This is a genomic window from Phenylobacterium sp. Root700, assembly GCF_001429025.1.
GTDB lineage: Bacteria > Pseudomonadota > Alphaproteobacteria > Caulobacterales > Caulobacteraceae > Phenylobacterium.
In genome coordinates this window covers 325,899-348,924 of the sequence record NZ_LMHT01000022.1, presented here as the reverse complement: position 1 = coordinate 348,924, position 23,026 = coordinate 325,899, and the positions used below count along the sequence as shown (strand labels likewise).

20 protein-coding genes are annotated in these 23,026 nt (G+C 67.2%); 14 read left to right on the top strand and 6 right to left on the bottom strand.

Annotation, left to right across the window (positions count from 1 at the left end; translation table 11 throughout):
• Positions 1-18: 18 nt before the first annotated feature.
• Positions 19-2,682, bottom strand: a complete 2,664-nt coding sequence (locus ASE02_RS12530; RefSeq protein ID WP_056734627.1) for a ribonuclease E/G — start codon at positions 2,680-2,682, stop codon at positions 19-21.
• Positions 2,683-3,107: 425 nt separating this feature from the next.
• Here ASE02_RS12530 and ASE02_RS12525 point away from each other — a divergent pair, with 425 nt between their 5' ends.
• The 4 genes from ASE02_RS12525 to ASE02_RS12510 all read left to right on the top strand — a co-directional run bounded on the left by ASE02_RS12525 (position 3,108) and on the right by ASE02_RS12510 (position 8,764).
• Positions 3,108-4,298, top strand: coding sequence for an N-acetylmuramoyl-L-alanine amidase (locus ASE02_RS12525; RefSeq protein ID WP_056734626.1), 1,191 nt, complete (start codon positions 3,108-3,110; stop codon positions 4,296-4,298).
• Positions 4,299-4,426: 128 nt separating this feature from the next.
• Positions 4,427-6,769, top strand: coding sequence for a penicillin-binding protein 1A (locus tag ASE02_RS12520; protein ID WP_369818554.1), 2,343 nt, complete (start codon positions 4,427-4,429; stop codon positions 6,767-6,769).
• 96 nt (positions 6,770-6,865) lie between these two features.
• Positions 6,866-7,985, top strand: a protein-coding gene (gene prfB / locus ASE02_RS12515; RefSeq protein ID WP_156406027.1) for a peptide chain release factor 2 whose coding sequence is annotated in 2 segments (ribosomal slippage) — positions 6,866-6,934 and positions 6,936-7,985 — 1,119 coding nt in all. Because the reading frame shifts where the segments join, the coding sequence is not laid out codon by codon here.
• Positions 7,986-8,053: 68 nt separating this feature from the next.
• Positions 8,054-8,764 carry a 2-phosphosulfolactate phosphatase gene (locus ASE02_RS12510; RefSeq protein ID WP_056734621.1) on the top strand — a complete coding sequence of 237 codons (711 nt, stop codon included), beginning with the start codon at positions 8,054-8,056 and terminating at the stop codon, positions 8,762-8,764.
• A 9-nt stretch (positions 8,765-8,773) separates the two neighbouring features.
• Here the strand turns inward: ASE02_RS12510 and ASE02_RS12505 are convergent, their stop codons facing one another.
• The 4 genes from ASE02_RS12505 to tyrS all read right to left on the bottom strand — a co-directional run bounded on the left by ASE02_RS12505 (position 8,774) and on the right by tyrS (position 12,618).
• The gene (locus ASE02_RS12505; protein WP_056734619.1) at positions 8,774-9,232 is read right to left on the bottom strand and encodes a polymer-forming cytoskeletal protein; all 459 of its coding nucleotides are present in this window, start codon (positions 9,230-9,232) and stop codon (positions 8,774-8,776) included.
• Positions 9,213-10,376, bottom strand: coding sequence for a M23 family metallopeptidase (locus ASE02_RS12500; protein ID WP_056734618.1), 1,164 nt, complete (start codon positions 10,374-10,376; stop codon positions 9,213-9,215). Before ASE02_RS12500 ends, ASE02_RS12505 begins: the two co-directional genes overlap by 20 nt.
• Before the next feature lie 289 nt (positions 10,377-10,665).
• The gene (locus ASE02_RS12495) at positions 10,666-11,130 is read right to left on the bottom strand and encodes a peroxiredoxin (protein WP_056734616.1); all 465 of its coding nucleotides are present in this window, start codon (positions 11,128-11,130) and stop codon (positions 10,666-10,668) included.
• Positions 11,131-11,286: 156 nt separating this feature from the next.
• The gene (tyrS, locus tag ASE02_RS12490; protein ID WP_162257167.1) at positions 11,287-12,618 is read right to left on the bottom strand and encodes a tyrosine--tRNA ligase; all 1,332 of its coding nucleotides are present in this window, start codon (positions 12,616-12,618) and stop codon (positions 11,287-11,289) included.
• A gap of 191 nt (positions 12,619-12,809) precedes the next feature.
• Here tyrS and ASE02_RS12485 point away from each other — a divergent pair, with 191 nt between their 5' ends.
• Positions 12,810-13,922, top strand: a complete 1,113-nt coding sequence (locus ASE02_RS12485) for an anhydro-N-acetylmuramic acid kinase (RefSeq protein WP_056734612.1) — start codon at positions 12,810-12,812, stop codon at positions 13,920-13,922.
• A 13-nt stretch (positions 13,923-13,935) separates the two neighbouring features.
• Positions 13,936-15,252 (top strand): amidohydrolase, encoded by a 1,317-nt coding sequence (locus ASE02_RS12480; protein ID WP_235536683.1) that lies wholly within the window; start codon positions 13,936-13,938, stop codon positions 15,250-15,252.
• Positions 15,253-15,382: 130 nt separating this feature from the next.
• Here the strand turns inward: ASE02_RS12480 and ASE02_RS12475 are convergent, their stop codons facing one another.
• Entirely contained in the window at positions 15,383-16,033 is a 651-nt protein-coding gene (locus ASE02_RS12475) for an alpha/beta hydrolase (protein ID WP_056734609.1), read from the bottom strand.
• Positions 16,034-16,201: 168 nt separating this feature from the next.
• Here ASE02_RS12475 and ASE02_RS12470 point away from each other — a divergent pair, with 168 nt between their 5' ends.
• From ASE02_RS12470 to ASE02_RS12435, 8 genes are read left to right on the top strand one after another with little or no spacing between them, the layout of a single operon-like run.
• Positions 16,202-16,648 (top strand): Rrf2 family transcriptional regulator, encoded by a 447-nt coding sequence (locus tag ASE02_RS12470; protein ID WP_056734607.1) that lies wholly within the window; start codon positions 16,202-16,204, stop codon positions 16,646-16,648.
• Positions 16,645-17,778: a cysteine desulfurase family protein gene (locus ASE02_RS12465; RefSeq protein WP_056734605.1), complete on the top strand. Its 1,134-nt coding sequence runs from the start codon at positions 16,645-16,647 to the stop codon at positions 17,776-17,778. The genes ASE02_RS12470 and ASE02_RS12465 overlap by 4 nt, the downstream gene beginning before the upstream one ends.
• A gap of 12 nt (positions 17,779-17,790) precedes the next feature.
• Complete coding sequence (gene sufB, locus ASE02_RS12460) at positions 17,791-19,260, top strand: Fe-S cluster assembly protein SufB (protein WP_056734603.1); 1,470 nt, start codon at positions 17,791-17,793, stop codon at positions 19,258-19,260.
• The gene (locus tag ASE02_RS12455) at positions 19,257-19,661 is read left to right on the top strand and encodes a hypothetical protein (RefSeq protein WP_156406026.1); all 405 of its coding nucleotides are present in this window, start codon (positions 19,257-19,259) and stop codon (positions 19,659-19,661) included. The genes sufB and ASE02_RS12455 overlap by 4 nt, the downstream gene beginning before the upstream one ends.
• Entirely contained in the window at positions 19,661-20,407 is a 747-nt protein-coding gene (sufC, locus tag ASE02_RS12450) for a Fe-S cluster assembly ATPase SufC (protein WP_056734599.1), read from the top strand. Before ASE02_RS12455 ends, sufC begins: the two co-directional genes overlap by 1 nt.
• Complete coding sequence (sufD, locus tag ASE02_RS12445) at positions 20,404-21,432, top strand: Fe-S cluster assembly protein SufD (protein WP_056734597.1); 1,029 nt, start codon at positions 20,404-20,406, stop codon at positions 21,430-21,432. The genes sufC and sufD overlap by 4 nt, the downstream gene beginning before the upstream one ends.
• A gap of 2 nt (positions 21,433-21,434) precedes the next feature.
• Entirely contained in the window at positions 21,435-22,649 is a 1,215-nt protein-coding gene (locus tag ASE02_RS12440; protein ID WP_056734941.1) for an aminotransferase class V-fold PLP-dependent enzyme, read from the top strand.
• An 8-nt stretch (positions 22,650-22,657) separates the two neighbouring features.
• Positions 22,658-23,020: an SUF system Fe-S cluster assembly protein gene (locus ASE02_RS12435; protein WP_056734594.1), complete on the top strand. Its 363-nt coding sequence runs from the start codon at positions 22,658-22,660 to the stop codon at positions 23,018-23,020.
• Positions 23,021-23,026 lie beyond the last annotated feature (6 nt).

Here is a 23,026-nt window from a genome sequence, read left to right as displayed (position 1 = left end):
CATTTTCCGATATGCGGTCTAGCCGCGACGCCACCAGCCCTTGCGGGGCGCAGCGGCAGGCTTGGAGGAGATCTCCGCCGGGTCCGGTTCGCGGGCCACGGGGATCGGCTCCGGAGCGGGCTCCGGTTCCGCCGCGGGTTCCGGCGCGGCCTCGACGACGACCTCGGCCACCGGTTCGGCGACCGCCTCGGCGGCTTCAGCAGCGGCGGCTTCAGCAGCGATGGAGGCCTTGGTGCGGCGTGCGCGCGGCTTCTTGGCCGGCGGGGCCTCGACCTCGACGACCGGTTCCGGCGCGGGCTCGGGTTCCGGTGCGACTTCGATCACGGCTTCGGCTTCGACGGGCGCTTCGGCCGCGGTTTCCACCGTGGCTTCGTCGCTGTCGCCCTTGCCGCGTCCACGGCCACGACGCGAGCGGCCCTTCTTCGGCTTTTCCTCGACCGCGGGCAGTTCAACCCAGATTTCGCCGTCGAATTCCGGCTGAGCGCTCAGGACCGGGGACGCAGCCGCGACTTCGGCGACGGGCGCCTCGTCATTGGCGGCGACCGGAGCAGGCGCACGGGCGGCCGGGAAGTCTTCCGCCGGATCGTGCCAGACGAAGGGATCCTCGCCATACGGCACCCACGGACGGGTCCACGAGAAGATGTCCGTCGGACGACCATCGTCGCGCATGCGGCGACCGCCGCGGCGACCACGGCGACGACGCCGGCCGCCTTGGCCGTCGTCTTCAGTGTCGTCGGGGCGGGCAGGTTGTTCGCTGGGCACGCCAGGCGCGACGGCGGCGGCGCCGGCTTCGCGCGGCTCACCGTCACGACGTCCACGCCGGCGACGGCGGCGACCGCGGCGTCCGCCGCGCTCTTCGCCATCGTCCTCGTGGTCCTGCACGCGCTGCTCGGCCTCGTCGTCGTCGGTGGCCTCGCGCTCGATGGCCTCTTCGTCCTCGTCTTCTTCTTCCTCGTCTTCCTCCTCGTCCTCGACAGCTTCGTCATCGAAGTCGTCGTCGATGGGAGCGTAGGCGTGGGCGGCGGGTTGATGGACGAGGGCGGTGTGTTCGGGCCGGGTTTCGCTGGCGGTCCGCTCGATCTCGTGATCGGCGTGGGCTAGCGCATCGTCGATGGCGATGGTGATGAACAGGCCGAGGTTCTCGTGGAGGCGCGCCAGATGGTTGCGCTTCTCGTTGAGGATATAGAGGCCGACGGCGCGCGGAACCTTCAAGGTCGCTTCGCCGCCGCCCTTCAGGGCTTCGATCTCGACGGCGCGCAGCGCGGCGAGGGCGCTGGACTCCACCGAGCGCACGCGGCCGGTGCCGGCGCAATGCTCGCAGACGTGGGTGGTGCCTTCCAGGACGCCCGAACGGCGGCGCTGGCGGCTGATCTCCATCAGGCCGAACGAGCTGATCTTGCCCATCTGGACGCGAGCGCGGTCGTCCTTCAGCGCGTCCTTCAGCTTCTTCTCGACGGCGCGGTTGTTCTTCGCCTCATCCATGTCGATGAAGTCGATGACCACCAGGCCGGCTAGGTCGCGCAGGCGCAGCTGGCGAGCGGTTTCTTCGGCCGCCTCCATGTTGGTTTTGAGGGCGGTGGCCTCGATGTTCCGCTCGCGCGTGGCGCGGCCGGAGTTCACGTCGACGGCGACCAGGGCCTCGGTCTGGTTGATCACCAGATAGCCGCCGGAGCGCAGCGGCACGACCGGCGTGTAGATCTGGCTGAGGTGGTCCTCGACCCGGTGCTTGACGAACAGCGGGGTGGCCTCGCGGTACGGCTGCACCTTCTTGGCCTGCGAGGGCATCAGCATGCGCATGAAGTCGCGGGCTTCCTTGAAGCCGGCCTCGCCCTCGACCCAGACCTCGTCGATATCCTTATCGTAGAGGTCGCGGATGGTGCGCTTCACCAGGTCCTCTTCCTCATAGATGAGGGCGGGGGCCACGGAATGCAGGGTGGTCTCTCGGATGTTCTCCCACAGACGCAGGAGATATTCGTAGTCGCGCTTGATCTCGGCCTTGGTGCGCTTGGCGCCGGCTGTGCGGACGATCAGGCCCATGCCGTCCGGCACGTCCAGGCTCTGGACGACGCCCTTCAGGCGCTTGCGGTCGGTGATGGTGGTGATCTTGCGGCTGATCCCGCCGCCACGGGCGGTGTTCGGCATCAGGACGCCGTAGCGGCCGGCCAGGGAGAGGTAGGTGGTCAGGGCCGCGCCCTTGTTGCCGCGCTCTTCCTTGACGACCTGAACCAGCATGATCTGCCGGCGGCGGATCACTTCCTGGATCTTGTACTTGCGCATCAGCCGCCGGCGACGCCGGGCGACTTCTTCTTCCATGACGTCGTCTTCGTCCGCCTCGTCGGCGTCCTCGTCCTCATCGTCGGACGAGCGCGAGCGCGACTCGTGGTGATCGTCCTCGTCGTCGGCCTCTTCGCGCATCAGCGCTTCGCGGTCGGCGACCGGGATCTGGTAGTAGTCGGGGTGGATTTCGTTGAAGGCGAGGAAGCCGTGACGATTTCCGCCGTACTCGATGAAGGCGGCCTGCAGCGACGGCTCAACGCGCGTCACCTTGGCGAGATAGATATTGCCTCTGAGTTGTTTGCGGTTCTGGCTCTCGAAATCGAACTCTTCAACCCGGGATCCGTCGATCACCACCACACGCGTCTCTTCGGCGTGAGCGGCGTCGATAAGCATCTTCTTGGACATTAAATACGTCTCCGTGGCGCGCCGCGAACTCTCGGCTCGGGCGCCGCCGGTTTGTCAGGAGGGCGCGCACGCCACCGCTCATCGCGTTGTCGAAACCGACAAGACGAGCGGTAGGCCGGAAGAGGGCTCGAGCGGCGCTGCCCATTAGTGTGTTCCCAGGCGCGCTCAACATTGAGCGCGGATCGGATGATGCGTTGTCGCCGAAGGGCGAATAGCCAACGCTGGCTGGTTTTCGCGCGGAAGGCGGCTTTGCGACGCAAAGCGCGCGCACTCCAGCGCGAGCGGACATTGCAACACTGGACGCAAAAAGGAAAGCCGCCGCACCAAGATGGAAAGTGTGACGACAGGGTTAACCGTTTGTCCATGTCGCATGACGCTATATGGGGGTTAGGTTCGTTTCAGTTTAGTTGCGGGGCTGCGCGCGTATGGGCGGCATCTTCAGGATCGGCAGAAAAGGCGTGCTGGCTGTCGTCGGCGCCGCGATCTGCTGTCTGGCGGCTGTCGCAGGGGCCCAGGCGGCCGGCGCGGGCGCTGATGTCCTGAAGGTTCGTCTCGGCGGCGACCTCACCGAAACCCGCATCGTCATCGATCTCAATCGCTCGGCCACCGGCAAGGTGGCGGCTGACGGCGCCGATGATCGCCGCGTGGTGCTGAATCTTCCCGGCGTCTCGGTGGAAGGCGGCCTTCAGGGCGGCGGGCTGGGCCTGGTGAAGGCCTGGGTTGTCGACGACGGTCCCGGCGGCGCGCGTCTGCGTCTCGACCTGGCGGCCGACGCCACAATCAAGCGCCGTTTCCTGCTGCCGCCCGCCGACGGGGTGAGCAACTATCGCTATGTGGTCGATCTGGCCGCCAAGGCGCCTGGGCCGGTTCAGGTGGCTCAGACGACCGGCGCCCGATTCCTCTCGGCCCCCATCAAGCCGATCAAGGCCGCCTTGCCGCTGAAAAAGGTGATCGTGATCGACGCCGGCCACGGCGGTAAGGATCCCGGCGCGCGCGGCGCGGCCGGCAATGAAAAAGACGTCACCCTGGCGGCGGCTCGGGCGCTGAAGTCTCAGCTCGAGAAGACCGGCCGCTACAAGGTCGTGATGACCCGCGACACCGACATCTATGTCGACCACGGCGTGCGCGTGCAGATCGCGCGGCGCGCCGACGCTGACCTCTTTATCTCTCTGCATGCGGATTCAGGCTCCGACGCCAGCCTGCGCGGGGCCAGCGTCTACACCCTGGCCGACCGCGCGACCGGCCGTTCGGCCAAGTTCGTCAGCAAGGACGATTGGTTCATGCAGGCCGGAACCCATGGCGACAACGGCGTTTCGACCATTCTGCTGGACCTGACCCAGCGCATGACCCGCAACCGCTCGGCGACCTTCGCCGAGGTGCTGCTGAACCGGGTCAGCGATCACCAGCCGCTGCTGCGCCGCAGCCACCGCGAGGCTGGATTGGCCGTGCTGCTCGCCCCCGACGTGCCCGCCGTGCTGCTGGAGATGGGTTTCATCACCAACGCCGACGACGAGGCGGTGCTGCGCGATCCCAGCCGCCGGACCCGTCTGATGAGCGGCGTGGCCGACGCCATCGACGACTACTTCGGGCAGCAGACGAAGCTGGCTTCGCGCTAAGCTGTCGCAGGGCCGTTGGCGCCCGGCCCGATGCACGCTAGACCGAACGCTTCGGGTAGGGTTCGCCCTGCGGAGGTCGGTCAGTTTTGAATCCCCCGGGAAGATGGATCGCGATCGCCGGTGTGGCGGTGCTGAGCGCTATCGCGTTGGCCGGGTTCGCCATCGCCATCTATGCCGCATGGCTGTTCCACGACATGCCCGACGCGGGCGATCTGGTGGATTACCGCCCGCCGACCGCGACGCGGGCCTATGCCTGGGACGGCGTGCTGATCGGCGAGTTCTCGCGCGAGCGCCGCATCTACGTCCCTTACGACAACATCCCGCCGCAGCTGGCCCAGGCGTTCCTGGCCGCCGAGGACCGCAATTTCTTCAGCCACGGCGGCGTCGACGCCATGGGCCTGACGCGGGCCATGGCCAAGAACGTCTTGAACGCGGTGAACGGCCGGCGCCTCGAAGGCGGTTCGACCATCACCCAGCAGGTCGCCAAGAACGTCTTGCTGACCAGCGACGCCACCGTTGGGCGCAAACTGAAAGAGGCCATCCTGGCCGGGCGTCTGGAAAAGACGCTCAACAAGGAACAGATCCTCGAACTCTATCTGAACGAAATTTGGCTGGGCTACCGCTCCTACGGGGTCGGCGCGGCCGCCTATAACTATTTCGGCAAGTCGATCACCGATCTGACCCTGGCGGAGTCGGCCTATCTGGCGGCGCTGCCCAAGGGGCCCGACAACTATCATCCGCTGCGCCGCAAGCAGCAGGCGATCATCCGTCGTAACTGGATCCTCGACCAGATGGCCGAGCTCGGCTGGGTCAGCCGGGCCGACGCCGAGGCCGCCAAGCGTGAGGACCTCAAGGTCCAGAACGCCCCGACGCGGGCCAAGTACCGCGACGCCGACTTCTTCGTGGAGGAAGTTCGCCGCCGGGGTCTGGCGACCCTGGGCCAGCGCCTGAACGAGGGCGGTTATTACATGCGCACCACCCTCGATCCCGAGCTGCAGACGGCGGCGCGGGTGGCGCTGATGAACGGCCTGGAACAGTACGATCGCCGCCACGGCTGGCGCGGCGCCTGGGCGCATGTCGACACCGCCGACGGCTGGGAAGACGTCGCCAAGAAGAAGAGCCAGCCGGCCGAGCGCCGCGCCTGGCGCGCGGCCCTGGTCACCGAGGCCTCGGGCGGCAATGTCCGCGTGCGGGTGAGCGGCGATGGCGGGACCGGTTCGATCGTCAGCCAGGACGTCGCCTGGGCCCGTGCGGGCAAGGGTCTGAAGTCGGGCGACCTGATCTTCGTCGAACCGGCGCAAGGCGGCGGATTCCGCCTGCGTCAGGTGCCGCAGGTCAATGGCGCCTTGGTGGCGATGGAGCCCAATTCCGGTCGGGTCCTGGCGATGGTCGGCGGCTATTCCTTCTCGCTGTCGAGCTTCAACCGCGCGACCCAGGCGATGCGCCAGCCAGGTTCGGCCTTCAAGCCGATCGTCTACGCCGCGGCGTTGGAGAACGGCTACACGCCGTCCAGCATCGTGATGGACTCGGCGATCACCCTACAGGGCGGCAAGGCCGGCGAGAGCTGGACGCCTGAGAATTACAACCGCCGCTACTATGGCGCGCTCACCCTGCGGCGCGGCCTGGAGCTGTCGCGCAACGCCATGACCGTCCGTCTGGCCCAGGGCGTGGGCATGAGCAAGATCAGCGACCTCGCCGTGCGGATGGGCGTGGTCAAGAAGATGGACAAGGTCCTGGCCATGGCGCTGGGGGCGGGGGAGACCACGCCCTTCAAGCTGACCTCCGCCTACGCGACCTTCGTCAACGGCGGCCGACGGGTCGAACCGCACCTGATCGAACTGGTCCAGGATCGCAACGGCGAGACCATCTTCCGGGCCGACAAGCGCGATTGCCCGAAGTGCGACGCCGGGTTCAGCGGCGACGAGAGCCCGCGGGTTCCGCCAGGCGGCCAGCAGGTCATGGACCCGATCACCGCCTATCAGGTCACCTCGATGCTGCAGGGCGTTGTCCAACGCGGCACCGCGACTTCGGCCCTGGTGCTGAACCGTCCGGTGGGCGGCAAGACCGGCACCACCAACGAGTACCGCAGCGCCTGGTTCGTCGGCTTCACGCCGCAAATCGTGGCCGGGATTTTCGTCGGCTTCGACGACAACCGCAGCCTGGGCAATGGCGAGACCGGGACCACGGCCGCCGTGCCGATCTTCATCGAGTTCATGGCCGCGGCGACCAAGGACCTGCCGAAGGAAGAGTTCAAGGCCCCGAAGAACGCCAAGTTCGCCAGCGTCCGGGGCATTCGCGAAGCCTTCCGACCCGGCACCGAGCCGCGGGTCGCGACCTCGGTCGTGAGCGGCGCGCCGAGCGCCGGGCCGATGCCGTACAATCAGGTCTGGCCGGACGGCAAGCTGACCCCGCAAGGCGTTCCGCCTCCGCCGCCCCCGAAGAAGCAGGATGACATGACCGGGCTCTACTAGGGCCTGGGGTGGGGAGCATCTGCTCCTCACCATTGTCATGGACGCAAACGCGCGCTATCTGCCGCGCCCCAGAACGTTTCTGGTTCGGAGATTCCCATGAGAGCGGATGTCGAGGCCTCTAAGGCTGACATCGAGCAGTCGATTGAACTGCTCAGGAGGCGACTTTGACTGGGAACCTGCCCTAAGAAAGCTCGACGAGCTTAACGCCCGCGTCGAGGATCCCAGCCTTTGGAACGACGCGACCGCCGCCCAGGCGATCACCCGTGAACGCAGCAAGCTGGCCGCTCAGGTCGAGGCCGTGCAATCTCTTGAGCGCGACCTGGCCGACGCCGTGGGCTATGCCGAGATGGCCGATGAGGATGGCGACGAGGCCTCCCTCGAGGAAGCTCGCGCCCAGCTCAAGAGCCTGAAGGAACGCGCCGCGCGCGCTGAACTCGAAGCCCTGCTTTCGGGTGAAGCGGACGGCAACGACGCCTTCGTTGAAATCAATTCCGGCGCCGGCGGCACCGAGTCCAACGACTGGGCCGGGATGCTGCTGCGGATGTATTCGCGCTGGGCCAACGCTCACGGCATGACCGTCGACTTCCTGGAAGAGACGGCCGGCGAACAGGCCGGGATCAAGTCGGTCACTCTGCAGGTCAAGGGCCCGAACGCCTATGGCTGGCTGAAGACCGAGGCCGGTGTTCACCGGCTGGTGCGCATCTCGCCCTACGATTCGGCGGCCAAGCGCCATACGTCCTTCGCGTCGGTCTGGGTCTATCCGGTGGTCGACGACACCATCGAGATCGACATCAATCCGTCCGACGTGCGCACCGACACCTACCGCGCCTCGGGCGCCGGCGGTCAGCACATCAACAAGACCGATTCCGCCGTCCGCCTGACCCACATCCCCACCGGCGTGGCGGTGGCCTGCCAGGCGGGGCGCTCGCAGCACCAGAACCGCGAAGAGGCCTGGAAGATGCTGCGCGCCCGGCTCTATGAGCTGGAACTGCAGAAGCGCGAGGCCGAGGCCCAGGCCCTGGAAGACCAAAAGACCGATATCGGCTGGGGTCACCAGATCCGCTCCTACGTCCTGCAGCCGTATCAGATGGTGAAGGACCTGCGGACCGAGGTGGAGACCTCCGACACCCAAGGGGTGCTGGATGGCGACCTGGACGCCTTCATGGGCGCCTCGCTGGCCCAGAAGGTCGGGAACACTCGCGACCTCGAGGGCTAAGGACAAGTTTGCATTTGGGCGGCGTCCGGCGTTCTGATCACAGACGCCGGATAAGAGGCAGGTGCGACATGCAAAAGGTCCATTGCGAGTGGGGGCCGAACGGGGTCGAGATCCTGCGTGATCGCGTCGCCGTCGTGGTCATCGTCGACGTCTTGTCGTTTTCGACGGCCGTGGACGTGGCGGTGCATCGCCATGCGCGGATCCACCCGTTCCCCTATGGCGACGAGGACGCCGCCCGCGCCGAGGCCGCCCGACTGGGCGTCCGGCTGGCGGCGAGCCGCAAGGCCGGCGGACAGCTCAGCCTGTCGCCCGCCAGCCTGATGAAGCTCAATCCCGGAGAGCGCCTGCTGTTGCCCTCGCCGAACGGCTCGCGGTTGTCGCTGGCCTGCGGCAAGGCGATCGTGCTGGCCGGCTGCCTGCGCAACGCCCAGGCCGTCGCCGCCAAGGCCCGCGCCCTGGCTGAGGGCGGGGATGTCGCGGTGATCCCGGCCGGCGAGCGCTGGGCCGACGGCAGCCTGCGCCCGGCCATCGAGGATCTGATCGGGGCCGGCGCCATCATCGAGGCCCTGGACTTGCCAGGCGAGCCCGAGGCGCTGGTGGCGCGTGAGGCCTTCCGCAGCGCCAAGCCGCATCTGGGCGAGACCTTACGCGGTTGCCGTTCAGGCCAGGAACTGATCGGGCGCGAGCACGCGATGGATGTCGAGATCGCGCTGGAACTGAACGTCAGCCATTGCGCGCCGCTCTTGAAGAACGGCGCCTATGAGGACGCGGCGGCCTGAAACCAGGCCTCAGGCGCTCTGGGATTCCTTGGCGGCTTCCGGGGCGGCGAGCGCGACCGGGGCGGGGCGCTGGAACTTCAGGCTGCGGCCCTGGAAGAAGGCGCCGGTTTCAACCGACAACTGCTCGTGGGTGATGTCGCCGTCGACATAGGCGGTGCCGTAGAGGCGGACCTGCTTGGCGGTCAGGGTGCCGATGACGCGGCCGCGGGCCTCGACGCTCTCGGCCTGGACCGAGCCCTCGATGTGGCCGGTCTCGCCGATCGTCAGGCGGCCGATGCGGACATCGCCGCGGATCACGCCGTCGACATGCAGTTCGCCTTCGCCGACGATGCTGCCCTCGATGGTGATGTCTTCGCTGATGAGAGAGGCCGCACGCGGCGTCTTGCGGGCCGGGTCGCTCGATTGTGCCGACAGGGACGCGTCGGACTTCACGGAAGCCTTTTCGGGCTTAGCCGTTTTGGAGAACATAATCGCCAGCCTTTATGAACCGGTTGGGGTTCTGGGCGCGACCGTTGACCCAGACCTCGTAATGCAGGTGCGGTCCGGTGGACCGGCCTGTGGAGCCCATCGCGCCGATACGCTGCCCGACGGCGATCTGCTGCCCCGGACGCACGGCGATGCCGTTCAGGTGAGCATAGCGGGTCTTGAAGCCCCGGCCGTGATCGACCTCGATGGTGTTGCCATAGCCCGAGCGGACGCCGGTGAACGACACCACGCCCGGCGCGGTGGAATAGATCGGCGTGTTGGTCGCGCCGGCGAAGTCGAGCCCGGAATGGAACGCGGGGCGACGGGTGAACGGGTCGAACCGCACGCCGAAGCTGCTGGTCTGCGGGGTCAAGGTCGTCGGTCGGGCGAACGGCAGGCGGGTGGCCGCCTCAGCCAGGGAGCCGGCCTCGGAGAGGTTCGTCGCCGCATGCTGGATGCGCTGGGCGAAGCCTTCATCGACGTCGAGCACGGCGGCCAGGGCGCGGGGGTCCTTGGCCTCGATCAGCGGCCCGCCGAGCGAGCCGGCCTTGGGCATATAGGAGGAGGGGGTCAGGCCGGCCAGACGGAAGGCCAGCCGCAGCCGATCGGCGCGAGTCTTGGCGAAGTCGTCGGCGGCGTCGATCAGGCGTTCCTGGCCGGCGCGAACCATCTCGATGCGGCGCAGCGGACTGGCGCTCGGCGGCGCGCTGGTGGCCTTCTCGATGGACGGGGTCAGGGCGGCGGTGGCGCCAGGCTGGCCCTTGAGTTCGGTGAGCAGCATGGCGAGCGCCGCGTGGCGACGCTCCACCGTGACGGCCAGGGTGTCGACACCGCCCTCGGCGGCGTTGAGCTGGGCGACGGCGCTGTTGAGACGGGCTTCGCGGTCGGCCACCAGGCGCTCGGACTTGGCCTCCATGCGGGCCAGTTCCTGGTCGTGGCCGGACAGGGCCATGGCGTTGACCATCATCGCCGCCGTGCTGACGCCCATCCAGAGCGCGCCGGCCGCGATACCGCCGGCGATCACCATTTGGCGGCCGGACGTCAGAACGAAAGAGCGCATTTCCCCGCCGGAGCGGACGTAGAGGTGTCTCTCGGGAAATAGCTCTTCGAGCGATCGGCGAAGGCGCGCGAAGCGTGTCATGCTCACCGTATCGGTTACGGAACCTGGGGGTGCCGGCGATATGCAATGAGTTTTGGAGGGCGCGCAAGGCCCTTCGCGCTGCAGCGTGCGCGAGTCGCGTGAGCTTGGAGTATTAACTCCTTGGTTAACGGGAGCTGAATAGTCCCGCTAGATACGGTGTCGCGTCACGGCCCCGCCAATCACACATAGCAAACAGCCGCGACATATCTACAACAGGAGCGCGCGTCGGACGGTTCCAGGCGACGACGACGAACGGCGGTACGTGCGGCGACCCGTCGCAGCCGCACGCTTAAGCTCAAAGGGCTTGCGCGGCCTTCAGCACCTCGGCGGCGTGGCCGGGAACCTTAACCTTGCGCCAGATTCGGGCCAGCTTGCCCTCGGCGTCGATCAGGTAGGTCGAGCGCTCGATGCCCATGTACTTGCGGCCGTACATGTTCTTCTCGACCCAGGCGCCGTAGCGCTCGATCATCACCCCTTCGGGGTCGGAGGCCAGCGGGACGGCGAGGTCGTACTTGGCCGTAAACTTCGCGTGACTGGCGACGCTGTCCTTGGAAACCCCCAGCAGGGCGACCCCGGCCTTGGCGAAGTCGGCGGCCAGGGCGGTGAATTCCTGGGCCTCCTTGGTGCAGCCGGAGGTGTCGTCCTTCGGGTAGAAATAGACGACCAGCGGCTTGCCCTTGAAGCCCGTGAGCGTCACCGGGCCCGCGGCGCCGGCCAGTTCGAAGTCGGGCGCAGGAGCCCCTTGGGTCAGTTCGGACATGGGCGTGCCTTCCGGGTGTTGAGCCCCACCAAGCTCGTCATCACCGGGCTTGTCCCGGTGATCCATAGACACGAGCCGGCGGAGGTAATCTCGAGCATCGGTGTTTATGGATGGCCGGGACAAGCCCGGCCATGACGATTGTAGAGGGGTGTGGTTCTAAACGGGCTTCACCAGAACGATCTTCTTCTTGCCGGCCGCCAGCTTCACGACTCCGTCGACCAGATCGGCCGAGGTGATCGTGCGGTTGGCGTCGGCCTCGGCGCTGTCGTTGACGCGCAGGCCGCCGCCTTGGGCCAGGCGCCTGGCCTCGCCGCGCGAAGCGGCCAGGCCGGCGTCGGTCGCCAGCGCGGCCAGGACGATCCCGGCCGCCAGGTCGGCGCTCGGCACTTCGAAGGTCGGCATGTCGCCGGAGACGCTGCCGACCTCGAAGGCGACGCGGGCGGCCTCGGCGGCGGCCGACGCCGCTTCCTCGCCGTGCAGCATCCGGGTGGCTTCGTTGGCCAGCACCTTCTTGGCCTCGTTGATGTCGGCGCCCTGCATCGCCTCATAACGGGCGATGTCTTCCAGCGAGAGGTCGGTGAACAGCTTCATGAAGCGGCCGACGTCGGCGTCCTCGGTGTTGCGCCAGAACTGCCAGTAGTCGTAAGGGCTGCGCATGTCGGCGTTGAGCCAGACCGCGCCGCCGACCGTCTTGCCCATCTTCTGGCCCGAGGCGGTGGAGAGCAGCGGGGTGGTCAGGCCGAAGGACGGCTTCTGGTCGACGCGGCGGATCAGCTCCACCCCGTTGATGATGTTGCCCCACTGGTCGGAGCCGCCCATCTGCAGGACGCAGCCGTGCGTGCGCTCCAACTCCAGGAAGTCGGTGGCCTGCATCAGCATGTAGTTGAACTCGAGGAAGGTCATCGGCTGCTCGCGCTCGAGCCGCAGCTTGACGCTCTCGAAGGACAGCATGCGGTTGATCGTGAAGTGCACGCCGTAGTCGCGCAGGAACTGGACGTAGCCCAGCTTGTCCAGCCAGTCGGCGTTGTCGACCATCACCGCGTCGGTCGGCCCGTCGCCGAATGTCAGGAAGCGCGCGAAGCTGACCTTCATGGTCGAGATGTTCGCCTGGATTTGCGCTTCGGTCAGCAGCGGGCGCTGGCCGTCCTTGTCGGTCGGGTCGCCGACCTTGGTGGTCCCGCCGCCCATCAGCACGATCGGCTTGTGGCCGGCCTGCTGCAGCCGGCGCAGCATCATGATCTGGATCATATGGCCGACGTGCAGGCTGGACGCCGTGGCGTCGAAGCCGATGTAGGCCGTGATCGGCCCCTTGCCGGCGGCTTCATCCAGCTCCACCGGGTGGGTGATCTGATGAATGTATCCGCGCTCCTGCATGGTTTGCAGGAAGGAGGACTTGTACGGCTGATCGGCGGACATGGGGCGGTCTTCTGAAGGCTGGGATTCTGTAGGGCGCTGTAACACGCAGGCGTCGGAGTTTTCGAGGGACATCTGACAGGCTCCTGATCGGCGAGAGGCCGGGGACCGTCATTTTCCTGGGGATGCGGCGCCGACCTCGAAAGGGGTGGCGCAAGGGATCGTTCCGCGCCTGCTCTAGGGCAGGCGGTAATAGCGGCCGGCGATGGCGTCGCGGATGATCATGGCGGCTAGCTACGGCGCGTAGGTCATGGCAGTCAAGCTCCATGCGAGTTCTCGGGTTCATGACCGGCACCTCCCTCGACGCCTGCGACATGGCGATCCTGGAGACCGATGGCGAAACGATTTCGGCCTTCGGCCCTGCCGGGGAGCGCAAGCTGACCGAGGCGACGCGCGACATCGCGCTGGCCGCCACCCGCGAGGCCTTGCAATGGGAACGCGGCGCGCCGGAGCCCGCGATCTTCCAGGAGGCCGCCGCCGCCGTCGCCCGCGAGCATTTCGAAGCCGCCGAGGGCTTCCTGGCCGAACACGGGCTGAGCTGGGCGGACATCGACCTGATGGGCATGCACGGCCAGACCGTGCTGCATGAACGCCCGCAGGCGGGGCGCGTCGGCCGCACCGTGCAATTGGGCGACGCGCAATGGCTGGCCGACGCCGCCGGCGTGCCGGTCGCCTACGACTTCCGCACCGCCGACGTGGCCGCGGGCGGGGAGGGCGCGCCGCTGGCCCCCATCTACCATCTGGCCCGCGCGAGAACCGCTGGGATCGCCGCGCCGCTGGCGGTGCTGAATGTCGGCGGGGTGGCCAATGTCACCTTCTGGTCCGGCGGCGACGAGATCGCGGCCTTCGACACTGGCCCGGGCAACGGCATGATCGATCTGCTGGTCCAGGATCGCGGCGCCGGGCGCTTTGACGCCGGCGGCCGTTACGCCAGCGTCGGGCAGGTGGACGAGGGCGTGCTGCGCGGCCTGCTGGGCCATTCCTATTTTCAGGCCCCGCCGCCCAAGTCGCTCGACCGCTATGACTTCTCGCTGACCTCGCTGGAGCACCTGAAGCTGGAGGACGCCGCCGCTACCCTGGTGGCCTTCACCGCCGAGGCCCTGAAGATGGGTTTTGACATGATGGGCGGGGCGCCGACCGAACTGGTGGTCTGCGGCGGCGGCCGGCACAATCCGCAGATCATGAAGGCCTTCGCCGAGCGCCTGAGCGTGCCGGTGAGGACCGCCGAGGATCATGGCTGGCGCGGCGACGCCATCGAGGCCGAGGCCTTCGCCTATCTGGCGGCGCGCACGCTTCGCGGCCTGCCGATCTCATTTCCCAAGACCACGGGCGTTCCGGCGCCCATGACCGGCGGGCGCATCGCTCGCCCGTCGACCTAGAGCAGGAGCAACTATGTCCAAGGCGGTTTGGTTCGCGGGTGTCGCCGCGGCGATGGTGATGGCCGGTTCGGCCCAGGCGCAACAGGCGCCGGCGGCTCAGGTCCCGGCGGCCAAGCCCTATGACGCGGCGGTGTTCGCCAAGGCCAAGGCGCTGCAGCCCAAGGTCATCGCCTGGCGCCGCGACCTGCATGAGCACCCTGAGCTCAGCAACAACGAGGTCCGCACGGCCAAGATCGTCGCCGACCATCTGCGGGCCCTGGGCATGGAGGTCCGCACCGGGGTCGGCAAGACCGGCGTGGTCGGCATCCTGAAGGGCGGCAAGCCCGGCAAGGTCGTGGCTCTGCGCGCCGACATGGACGCCCTGCCGGTGGCCGAACAGACCGGCCTACCGTTCTCCTCGAAAGTGACGGCGCAATACAACGGCCAGACCGTGCCGGTGATGCACGCCTGCGGCCACGACAGCCACGTCGCCATCCTGATGGGCACGGCCGAGATCCTCGCCGGCATGAAGGACCAGATCGAAGGCACGGTGGTCTTCATCTTCCAACCCGCCGAGGAAGGCGCGCCGATGGGCGAGGAGGGCGGCGCGCCGCTGATGGTCAAGGAAGGCGTGCTGAAGAGCCCCAAGGTCGACGCCATCTTCGGTCTGCATGCGTTCCCGGGCGAGGTCGGGACCCTGGTCTGGCGGCCCGGCCCGATGATGGCCGCCTCCGATCGCTTCGAGATCCAGCTGAAGGGCAAACAGGCCCATGGTTCGATGCCGTGGCAAGGGATCGACATGTCGTCGCTGACCGCCGACATCGTCACGGCCTTCAACCAGATCGCCTCGCGCCAGATCAATGTCTCCAAGACCCCGACGGTGCTGACCATCGCGACCCTGCATGGGGGCTTGCGTTACAACATCATCCCCGAGGACATGGCGATGACGGGGACGCTGCGGACCTTCGACCCCGGCATGCGCACCGACGTGATGGCCCGGGCCGACAAGGCGGTGGCCTCGATCACCGAGCGCTACGGCGCCAGCGGCAAGATCAACTGGGGCCAGCCCAATCCGGTCACCGACAACAACCGCGCCCTGACCAACCAGATGAAGCCGACCCTGGCGCGCGCCGCGCAGGGCCATGTCCATGACGACATCGACTACATTATGGGCGCCGAGGACTTCTCGTACTTCCAGAAGGAGATCCCAGGCTTCTTCTATCATCTGGGCGTCGGCAACCCGAAGGGCGGCAACCACTCGCCGTTCTTCGACGTCGATGAGCGCGCCATGGAGACCGGCGTGCGGGCTCAGGCGCTGATGGCGCTGGATTACCTGAAGTCTGGCGGCTGAAGTCGCCAAGGCCGCTCGTCCCGGCGAAAGCCGGGATCCAAGCGGCCTCTCAGAAAAAAGCCGAGGTCGGAGCTTGAACCGACCTCGGCTTAGGTCCCGGGCTTTCGCCGGGATGAGCGGTGTTGCCCGCTTAGATCGGGTCGGCTTCGATGCGCTTGTCGAGATAGGTCCCGACGCGGCGTTCGACTTCCGGCAGGTGCTCGGCCCAGAAGTGGGTGGCGCCGTCGACGACCTCGTGGTCGATGACGATGCCCTTCTGGGTGCGCAGCTTGGAGACCACGCGTTCCACCTCGACGGGCGGAACCACGGTGTCGGCGCCGCCGTGCAGGATCAGGCCCGAGGCCGGGCAGGGCGCCAGGAAGCTGAAGTCATACATGTTGGTCGGCGGCGAGACCGAGATGAAGCCGTCCGTCTCCGGGCGACGCATCAAGAGCTGCATGCCGATCCAGGCGCCGAACGAGTAGCCGGCCACCCAGCATTGCGAGGCGGCGGGGTTGTTCGTCTGCAGCCAATCAAGCGCCGTCGCGGCGTCGGCCAATTCGCCGATGCCCGAATCGAACTCGCCCTGGCTGCGGCCGACGCCGCGGAAATTGAACCGCAGGGTCGAGAAGCCGCGCTTCATGAACAGGTGGAAGAGTTGCACCGCCACCGGGTGGTTCATCTGCCCGCCGGCTTTCGGGTGCGGATGCAAGATCAGCGCAATGGGCGCCGTCTCGCTCTTGCCCGGGGTGTACCGGCCTTCAATCCGCCCGGCCGCGCCGGTCAGAACCACTTCTGGCATGCTATCCCTCTCGTCAGGCGTAGCGTCTAATACTTGACTACTGCGCTCGGTCTTCCTAGATCGCGACCGTCGGCCGGTTCCGGCGACAAGCCCCGTGCAAGCCGGGGCCTGTAACATACGGGCCGCGCCAAAAGCTCGAAAAAAAGCACTGAGGTTTTACGGAGCGACATGCGCCTTTCGACTAAGGGACGATATGCGGTGATGGCCATGGCCGACCTCGCGCGCCGCCAGGCCGCGTTGGCCGAGGGCGATCGCGCCGTGACCCTGGCCGAAATCGCCGCCCGCCAGCAGATTTCGCTCTCCTATCTCGAGCAATTGTTCGCCCGCCTGCGTCGTCGCGGCCTGGTGAAGAGCCTGCGTGGTCCGGGCGGCGGCTATCGCCTGGCCCGCGAGGCCGAACACACCAACATCGCCGACATCGTCATGGCCGTGGACGAGCCCCTGCGCGCGACCCGCTGCGGCAAGGGCAAGGGCTGCATGCTCAAGGGCGAGCGCTGCATGACCCACGATCTCTGGGAAGAGATGGGGCGTCAGCTCGAAACCTATCTCGCCTCGGTCTCGCTTGAGGATCTCGTGAGCGGACGGTTGTCCGACCGGGAGTCGAGGGCGGCATGAGCGGCGTGTACCTCGATTGCAACGCCACCGCGCCGATCCGCCCCGAGGCGGTCGAGGCGATGACGCGCGCCTTCGCCATCGGCGGCAATCCATCGTCGGTGCACGCGGCCGGACGTTCGGCCCGCGCGATCGTCGAGCATGCCCGCAACGAAGTCGCCGCCCTGATCGGTGGGCCGGCCTCGACCGTGATCTTCACCTCGGGTGGCACCGAAGCCAACGCTCTGGCCATCGAGAGCGCGGTCGCCACCGGCTCCAAGCGCCTGATCGTCAGCGCCGTCGAACACGACAGCGTGCTGGAAAGCGCCAAGGCGTCCGGCGTCGCGGTGGAATATCTGCCGGTGAAGGCCGATGGGACCGCTGACCTGGGTTGGCTGACCGCGCGGCTCGCCGCCTGGGACGCCGCCGACGGTCGACCCTTCGTCGCCCTGATGCTGGCCAATAACGAGACTGGCGTGATCCAGCCGGTGCGTGAAGCGTCCGAGATCGTCCGCGCCGCCGAGGGTTGGCTGCATGTCGACGCCATCCAGGGCGCCGGCAAGATCATCACCGACAGCCGCGCGCTCGGCGCCGACACCCTGGTCGTCTCGGCTCATAAGCTGGGCGGGCCGCAGGGCGTGGGCGCGCTGACCTTCGGCCCCCGCGCCACCATGGTGCGTCGCCAGCACGGCGGCGGGCAGGAGCGCGGACGCCGCGCCGGCACCGAGAACGTCGCCGGGATCGCGGGCTTCGGCGCCGCGGCCATGGCCTCGTTGCGCGACAAGGAAATTCAAAGCGCCTGGCGCGACGCCGCCGCCGAGCGCCTGAAGGCGAATGGCGCGCTGGTGATCGGCGAGGACGCCGCACGGCTGCCCAACACGCTGTGCGTCGCCGCCGCCGGGTATGGCGCGGAACTTCAGGTGATGGCGCTGGATCTGGCCGGGATCATGGTCAGCGCCGGCTCAGCCTGTTCGTCCGGCAAGGTGAAGGCCAGCCATGTCCTGACCGCCATGGGCCTGGACGACCTGGCCAGCTGCGCCATCCGCGTCTCTGGAGGGTGGGCGACCACCGAGCAGGATTGGGCGGCCTTCGCCGCCGCCTGGGAACAAGTTCATTCCCGTCACGCCGCGCGTCACCGCGCGCCGGCGGCGTGAGGAGTTAGTAAAATGGCCGCCGTCAAACAAACCGTCGAACACGTCGAAAGCCTCGAGAAGTACAAGCACGGCTTCGTCACCGACATCGAGCAGGACTTCGCCCCCAAGGGCCTGTCGCCCGACATCGTGCGCTTCATCTCTGCCAAGAAGAACGAGCCGGCGTGGATGCTGGAGTACCGGCTGGACGCCTATGAGCGCTGGCTGGCCATGGACGAGCCGGAATGGGCCAAGGTCTACTTCCCGCGCATCGACTACCAGGACAGCTACTACTACGCCGCGCCCAAGGAAAAGGTCGGCCCGGCCAGCCTGGACGAGGTCGACCCCGACATCCTGGCGACCTACGCCAAGCTGGGCATTCCGCTGCGCGAGCAGGAAGTGCTGGCCGGCGTGAAGGGCGCGCCGCGCTACGCGGTCGACGCCGTGTTCGACAGCGTCTCGGTGGTCACCACCTTCAAGAAGGAACTGGCCGAGGCCGGGGTGATCTTCTGCTCGATGAGCGAGGCGATCCGCGAGCACCCCGAGCTGGTGAAGAAGTATCTGAGCTCGGTCGTGCCGGTCTCCGACAACTACTACGCCTGCCTGAACGCGGCGGTCTTCTCCGACGGCAGCTTCGTCTATGTGCCGCCGGGCGTGCGCTGCCCGATGGAGCTCTCGACCTATTTCCGTATCAATGCGGAGAACAGCGGTCAGTTCGAACGCACCCTGATCATCGCCGACAAGGGCTCTTACGTCTCGTATCTGGAGGGCTGCACCGCCCCGATGCGCGATGAGAACCAGCTCCACGCCGCCGTGGTCGAGCTGATCATCCTGGACGACGCCGAGATCAAATATTCCACCGTCCAGAACTGGTATCCGGGCGACCCGGAAACCGGGAAGGGCGGCATCTACAACTTCGTCACCAAGCGCGCGGACTGCCGCGGTGACCGCGCCAAGGTGTCGTGGACCCAGGTCGAGACCGGTTCGGCGATCACCTGGAAGTACCCGTCCTGCATCCTGCGCGGCGAGAGCAGCGTCGGCGAGTTCTACTCGATCGCCATCACCAACGGTCGCCAGCAGGCCGACACCGGCACCAAGATGATCCATCTGGGGGCCAACACCCGCTCGCGGATCATCTCCAAGGGCATCAGCGCGGGCCGCTCGTCCAACACCTATCGCGGCCTGGTCTCGGCCCACCCCAAGGCCAAGGGCGCGCGCAACTTCACCCAGTGCGACAGCCTGCTGATCGGCAAAACCTGCGCGGCCCACACCGTGCCCTATGTCGAGGCGCGCAACGGCCAGTGCGTGTTCGAGCACGAAGCCACCACCACCAAGCTTTCCGAAGACCAGCTGTTCTACGCCATGCAGCGCGGGCTCTCCCAGGAGGAGGCCGTGCAGCTTCTGGTCAACGGCTTCGTCAAGGACGTGCTGCAGGAACTGCCCATGGAGTTCGCCGTGGAAGCCCAGAAACTCGTCGCCATTTCCCTGGAGGGATCCGTCGGATGACCCTCGCAACCTTTGAGAACCGCACGATGTCCTTCCGCCGCGCCTTCGAAGCTGAACACGCCCGCCGCGACGCCGCTCGTCATGCGCGCGAAGAGGCTGAGCGCAAGCAGCAGGAAGAGGATCTGGCGCGCGCCGAAATGCTGCACGCCGCGCTGGCCGACGATGTGGGCTTCCTGAAGGAAAAAGGACTGACCCTGGAGCTTCGCCGCTACACGGTCAGCCTGCATCACGACGATTACCTGATCGACGCCTATTTCGAGGCCGGGACCATCAATGTCCGGGCCGGCGACAAACGCACCGCCTCCACCCCCACCGCCGCGCCGCGTAAGGCCAAAACGGTGAACACGAACGAGGAAGCCCTCGATCTGATGGCGCAATACCTGGCCGACGAGACCAACTGATGCTTTCGATTTCCAACCTGCACGCCGAAATCGACGGCAAGGCGATCCTCAAGGGCCTGACGCTCGACGTCCCGGCCGGCGAGGTCCACGCGATCATGGGGCCGAACGGCGCCGGCAAGTCGACCCTGTCCTATGTCCTGACCGGGCGTCAGGGCTATGAGGTGAGCGAGGGGACCGCGACGCTCGACGGCGAGGACCTGCTGTCGCTGGATCCCAGCGAACGCGCCGCCCGCGGCGTCTTCCTGTCGTTCCAGTATCCGCTGGAGATCCCCGGCGTTCCGGCCCTGACCTTCATCCGCACCGCCATGAACGCCCAGCGCAAGGCGCGCGGCGAGGCCGAGATCACCGCGCCGGCGTTCCTGAAGCTGGCCCGGGCGACGGCCGCCTCGCTGAAGATCGACTTCGAGATGCTCAAGCGGGCGCTCAATGTCGGCTTCTCGGGCGGTGAGAAGAAGCGGATGGAAATCTTTCAAATGGCGATGCTTTCGCCGCGCTTCCTGATCCTCGACGAGACCGACTCCGGCCTTGACATCGACGCCCTGAAGATCGTCGCCGACGGCGTGAACGCGATGCGCAGTCCCGAGCGGGCCATGCTGGTGATCACCCACTATCAGCGGCTGCTCGACTACATCAAACCCGACCGCGTCCACGTGCTGGCCGATGGCCGTATCGCCGAGAGCGGCGGTCCGGAACTGGCCCACGAGCTGGAGCGCGAAGGCTACGACAAGTACGCGAGGGCAGCTTGAGCCTAGCGACCGCCCTCAAGGCCAACGACGTCACGCAGCTTCCCAGCAAGCGTGACGAGGATTGGAAGTGGACCGACCTGCGCGGCCTGCTGCGCGTTCTGCCGCCGCCGTCGGAGCCCTTCGCGGGCGAAGCGCCGGTCGGGCCGTTCGCGAGCCTCGCCAACCTGCCGATCCATGTGGTCAACGCCAGCGACCCGTTCGTCATCCGCAGCGCTTCGGTGGAGCCCTATGTGGTGGCGCTGCATTTCGCGGCCCTGGGCGGCGGATCGCATTCGGCGTCCGCGCAGGTCGAGGTCGCCGACGGCGGCCATCTGATCCTGCTGGAAAGCTATGAGGGCGACGGCGCCGACTATGTCGCCAATCTGGACCTGAAGATCACGGTGGGGGCCAAGGCCCGCCTGGAACGCATCGTCCTGGCCGCCGATGGCGCTGAAGGCGTCAGCGTCTCCATCGCCGAGGTCACCCTAGGGGCCGAAGCGCAGTTCGCCCAGACCGTGCTGACTGACGGCGCTCGTCGCCAGCGCATCGAGACCCGCGTCGCCCATCCGGGCGCTGGCGCGGCGGTTCGCCTGGACGGCGCCTATCTGCTGGCCGGCAAGCGCCATGCCGACCTGACCACTGTGGTCGAGCATCTGGGCGTCGACGGAACCACCAGCCAGCTGACCAAGGGCGTGGTCCGTGACCAGTCGCGCGGCGTTTTCCAGGGCCGGATCGTGGTCGCCGAAGGCGCCGACCGCACCGACGCCCGCATGGGCCACCATGCGCTGATCCTCTCCGACAAGGCCGAGGTCGACGCCAAGCCTGAGCTGCTGATCTTCGCCGACGACGTTCAATGCGCCCACGGCAACACCATCGGCGCCTTCGACCAGGACGCCCTGTTCTACGCCCAGCAGCGCGGCATGCCCGAAGAGGTCGCCCGCGCTCTGCTGACCGAAGCCTTTGTCGGCGAGGTCATCGACCGGATCGAGCACGAGGGCGCGCGTGAGGCGGCCAGGCTCTGGGCCGCCAAGGGCCTGGGGCTTTGACCATGGCCTTCGACGTCGAAAAGGTCCGCGCGGAGTTCCCGATCCTCGGCCGGCAGGTGAACGGCAAGCCGCTGGTCTATCTGGACAGCGGCGCCTCGGCCCAGAAGCCGCGCGCGGTGATCGAGGCCATGACCCGGGTCATGGAGCATTCCTACGCCAATGTGCACCGCGGCCTGCACACCCTGGCCAACGAGACCACCGACGCCTACGAGGCCGCCCGCAAGTCGGTGGCGAGCTTCCTCAACGCCGAGTTGGGCGAGATCGTCTTCACCAAGGGCGGGACCGAGGCGATCAATCTGGTCGCTTCCGGGATCGGCGCGGGCCTCAAGGCCGGCGACGAGATCGTGCTCAGCGAGATGGAGCACCACGCCAACATCGTGCCGTGGCACTTCCTGCGCGAACGCCTGGGCGTGGTCCTGAAGTTCATTCCCGTGCTCGACGACGGCCGTCTGGACATGGAGGCCCTGCCGGGCCTGCTGACCGCGCGGACCAAGGTCGTGGCCGTCACGCACATGTCCAACGTGCTGGGCACCATCAATCCGGTCGGCGAGATCATCGCCCAGGCCCATGCCGTGGGCGCCAAGGTGCTGCTGGACGGCTGCCAGGGCATTGTCCACTTGGCCGTCGACGTGAAGGCCCTGGACGTCGATTTCTACGTCTTCTCCGGCCACAAGCTCTATGGCCCGACCGGGATAGGCGTTCTCTACGGCAAGGCCGCTGAACTCGCCGCCCTGCCGCCCTATCAGGGCGGCGGCGAGATGATCGGCGAGGTCAGCCTCGAAAAAATCACCTATGCCGACCCGCCGCATCGCTTTGAAGCCGGCACCCCGCCGATCATCGAGGCGATCGGTCTGGGCGCGGCCATCGAATGGCTGAACGGCCTGGATCGCGACGCGATCGCCGCCCACGAGGCCAAGATCTATACGCGGGTCCGCGAGGGCCTGAGCGGCGCCAACTGGCTGCGCGTGCTGGGTGAGGCGCCTGGCAAGGGCGCTATTCTGTCCTTCATCATCGACGGCGCCCACGCCCATGACGTGGCCCAAATTCTCGACCGCTACGGCGTCGAGGTGCGGGCCGGAACTCACTGCGCCGAGCCCCTGATGCGACGTTTCGGCGTCACGTCCTCCGCTCGGGCTTCCTTCGCCCTATATAATACGGAAGGGGAGGCCGACGTTTTCGTCGACGCCCTCAACCGTACCCAGGCCTTTTTTGCTTGAGCATGCTTATGGATGACGCGACCGCCATCGAACCGACCAGCGCCTCGCCGCTGAGCCAAGCAGAGCTAGACGCTCTGACGGATCTGCTGATCGAGAAGCTGAAGACGGTGTTCGACCCGGAAATCCCGGTCGACATCTACGAGCTCGGCCTGATCTACAAGGTCGACGTGTCGGACGAGAAGAACGTCGCCATCGACATGACCCTGACCGCGCCAGGCTGCCCGGTGGCTGGCGAGATGCCGGGCTGGGTGCAGGACGCCGTGAAGGAAATTCCAGGCATCGGCGAGGTAAAAGTCGACCTGGTCTTCGACCCGCCGTGGGATCCGTCTCGGATGTCCGACGAGGCGAAGCTTCAACTCAACATGTTCTGACACCAT